This window comes from Actinoplanes sp. NPDC051633, assembly GCF_040681735.1.
GTDB lineage: Bacteria > Actinomycetota > Actinomycetes > Mycobacteriales > Micromonosporaceae > Actinoplanes.
This window is the reverse complement of record NZ_JBFAZH010001025.1, coordinates 1-2788: the sequence shown is the minus strand read 5'-3', so window position 1 is coordinate 2788 and position 2788 is coordinate 1. Positions and strand designations below refer to the sequence as shown.

General features: G+C 70.7%; 3 protein-coding genes. 1 reads left to right on the top strand and 2 read right to left on the bottom strand.

The features are described from left to right. The first annotated feature begins 97 nt into the window (after positions 1-97). On the top strand, positions 98-718 hold the full coding sequence (locus AB0M20_RS36285; protein WP_364305162.1) for a polysaccharide deacetylase family protein: 621 nt from the start codon (positions 98-100) through the stop codon (positions 716-718). Here AB0M20_RS36285 and AB0M20_RS36280 read toward each other — a convergent pair. Both AB0M20_RS36280 and AB0M20_RS36275 read right to left on the bottom strand, forming a co-directional pair. Then, entirely contained in the window at positions 706-2409 is a 1704-nt protein-coding gene (locus AB0M20_RS36280; protein ID WP_364305160.1) for a ThuA domain-containing protein, read from the bottom strand. The genes AB0M20_RS36285 and AB0M20_RS36280 overlap by 13 nt on opposite strands. A gap of 49 nt (positions 2410-2458) precedes the next feature. Next, positions 2459-2788 (bottom strand): discoidin domain-containing protein (locus tag AB0M20_RS36275; protein WP_364305158.1); only part of this gene is annotated, 330 nt, incomplete at its 5' end.

Genomic DNA, 2788 nt, shown 5'->3' with positions numbered 1-2788 from the left:
GGGCCGCCGCCGACCTGGGCATCGACCTGGACACCCTGCGGCTGTTCAGTTTCGACGCGTACCGGCTGCAGTCCGCCCTCGGCGAGGAGCTCGCGCCGTGACCCGGTGGACCCGCGCGCACAGCGCCGCGCTGAGCCGGTCACCGATCGTGGCCCTGAACTTCCACGAGATCGCCGCCGAGCACCGCGACTCGGTGCGCCGGGACCTGCGCCACGTCGCCGGCCTCGGCCCGCGGTACGACCCGGACGAGCCCGCGCCGGCCGACGGGCCACGCGTGTTCGTCGCCTTCTACGACGGGATGCGCGACGCCGCCCTGTTCGGCGCCGAGGAGTGCGCGAACCTCGGGCTGCGGGCGTACTTCTTCCCGCTGTTCGACCACTACGACCCGAGCCTGGCCAACGTGACCGACGACGAATGGCGCCAGATCGCCACCGCGCACGAGATCGGCTTCCACACCGCCACCCACGCGACGGTCTCGGAGGTCATCCCGCTGACCGTGCGGCGGGAGGTGATCGATCCGATCGCCCGCATCGAGGCGCTCACCGGCCACCGGCCGCGGATCGGCGCATGGAAGGGCGGATCGAGATTCGACCCCGCCCTGCTCGGCGATCGGACCGCCCGGGCGAACGGGATCCGCTACCTGGTCTCCAACTGGTCGATCGAGCGGGTGCCGCCGCCGGAGTCCGACGGCGGCCCGCCGCCCGGTCAGGTGCCGTAGACCTCGAAGCTGTAGAGCGAGTAACCCCACGGGGTGGCCCGGCTGGTGCCGAGCACCCGCACATAGCGGGCCTGCGCACTCAGCCCGGTGTTGTCGTCCTCGCCGCCGTTGCCCCCGGTCACCGACCGCGCGGTGGTCCAGGTGCTGCCGTTGGCCGAGGTCTGGATCTGGTACGCGGAGCCGTAGGCGGCCTCCCACAGCAGCCGCACGCGGGACACCGTGTACGTCGCACCGAGGTCGACCTGGATCCACTGCGGGTCGCTGAACTGGCTCGACCAGCGGGTGCTCGTGGACGAGTCCACCGCCGCCGAGGCCGGGTAGCTCGCGTTCTCGACGCTCGACGCGGTGGCCGCCTTGTTGAGCGCCAGGTTCGTCACCGGCGGCTGCCCGGTGAGCTCCTTGACCCGGATGTTGCGGAACGCGGCCTGGTCGCCGGCGCCGTGGTTCTGGATGCCGATGTAGCCGTCCAGGTTGCGGGCCGGGTCGGTGTTGGTGAAGTCGTTGACCAGCCGGCCGTTCAGGTAGACCCGGATCCGCTGGCCCTCGACGAGCAACTCGTAGGCGTTCCACTCGCCGGGCGGGTTCAGCGCGGCGTCGCGGGCCGCGATGTCGGCCGATTTGAAGGTGTAGATCGAGCCGGTGGTGCGGTCGGCCGCGTCGGTGGCGTCGATCTGCACCTCGTAGCCCTGGTTGACCGCCACCCACGGATCGTTGCCCGGGTTGGGGAAGCCGACGAAGATGCCCGAGTTGCTGTCGCCGGTCAGACGCCAGTCGGCCTTCAGCGAGTAGGACGTGAACTGCTTGGCGGAATACCAGTAGAGGCCCATGCCGCCGACCGAGCTCAGGGTGGCGTCGCTGTTGGTGAAGCTGCCCGGCCCGGCCTGCGACCAGCCGGTGGTGCTGCCGTTGAACAGCGGGGTGTATCCGGTCTCGGGACGGCAGTCGGCCTTGGCGCGGCCGGCCGAGTAGCGCAGGCCGCCGAGCAGGTGGCTGCGGAAGTTCGGCTCCGCGTACGAGGCCTGGGTGTGCCCGAATCCGGTGTACCACGACCGTCCGTTGTCGACCGTCTTGCACCAGGCGATCGGGTGGTCGGCGCCCATGTTGCCGCCCGAGTACGTCGACTCGTCGAGCGTGGCGAGCACGTGTGCGCTGCTGCGCGGGTTGCTCTGGTAGTTGTAGAGCTCGTCCGTGCGGGTCCACGCCTGCGGCAGGTGGGCGCTGCTGGGATGCGCCCGGTCCTGGACGCGCGCGGTCACCTGCTGGATCGCCGGGTGCGAGTGGAAGTACGCCCCGACCAGCTGACCGTAGAAGGGCCAGCCGTACTCGGTGTCGGCCGCGGCGTGCACACCGACGTACCCGCCGCCGCCGCGGACGTACGCCTCGAAGGCCGTCTGCTGCGCGTCGTTGAGCACGTCGCCGGTGGTGTTGAGGAAGACGACCGACTCGTACCCGGCCAGGTTGCCGGTCGTGAAGGCGGCGGCGTCCTCGGTCGCGGTGACCGTGAAGTTGTTGGCGGCGCCCAGATCGCGAATCGTCTGGATGCCTGCGGGAATCGCATCGTGCCGGAACCCGGCCGTCCTGGAGAACACCAGGACGTCGTAGGGGGTGTCGGCCGCGGACGCGGGGGATGCGGTGAACGTGCCGGCGGCCAGGGCGACCAGGGTCGTCGCGGCGGCCAAGAGCTTACGCATGGAACCTCCTGTGCTGGGGAAGCGGCTGTGCTGGGGGAGAGCGGCGGGGTCAGCTGCCGTACACCTCGAGGTTGAACAGCGAATAGCCCCAGGCCGTGGCCCGGGTGGTGCCGTTGATGCGCACGTAGCGCGCCTGCGCGTTCAGCGCGGTGTTGTCGTCCTCGCCGCCGTTGCCCCCGGTCACCGCCCGCGCGGTGGTCCAGGTGCTGCCGTTCGTCGAGGTCTGGATCTGGTACGCGGAGCCGTAGGCGGCTTCCCACAGCAGGCGTACGCGGGACACCGTGTACGTCGCACCGAGATCCACCTGGATCCACTGTGGATCGCTGAACAGGCTCGACCAGCGGGTCGTCGTCGAGGCGTCCAACGCGGCCGAGGCCGG

Bases quoted from the DNA above. Each gene is read 5' to 3' on its own strand.
- AB0M20_RS36280 (WP_364305160.1), bottom strand. From the start codon at position 2,409: ATGCGTAAGCTCTTGGCCGCCGCGACGACCCTGGTCGCCCTGGCCGCC.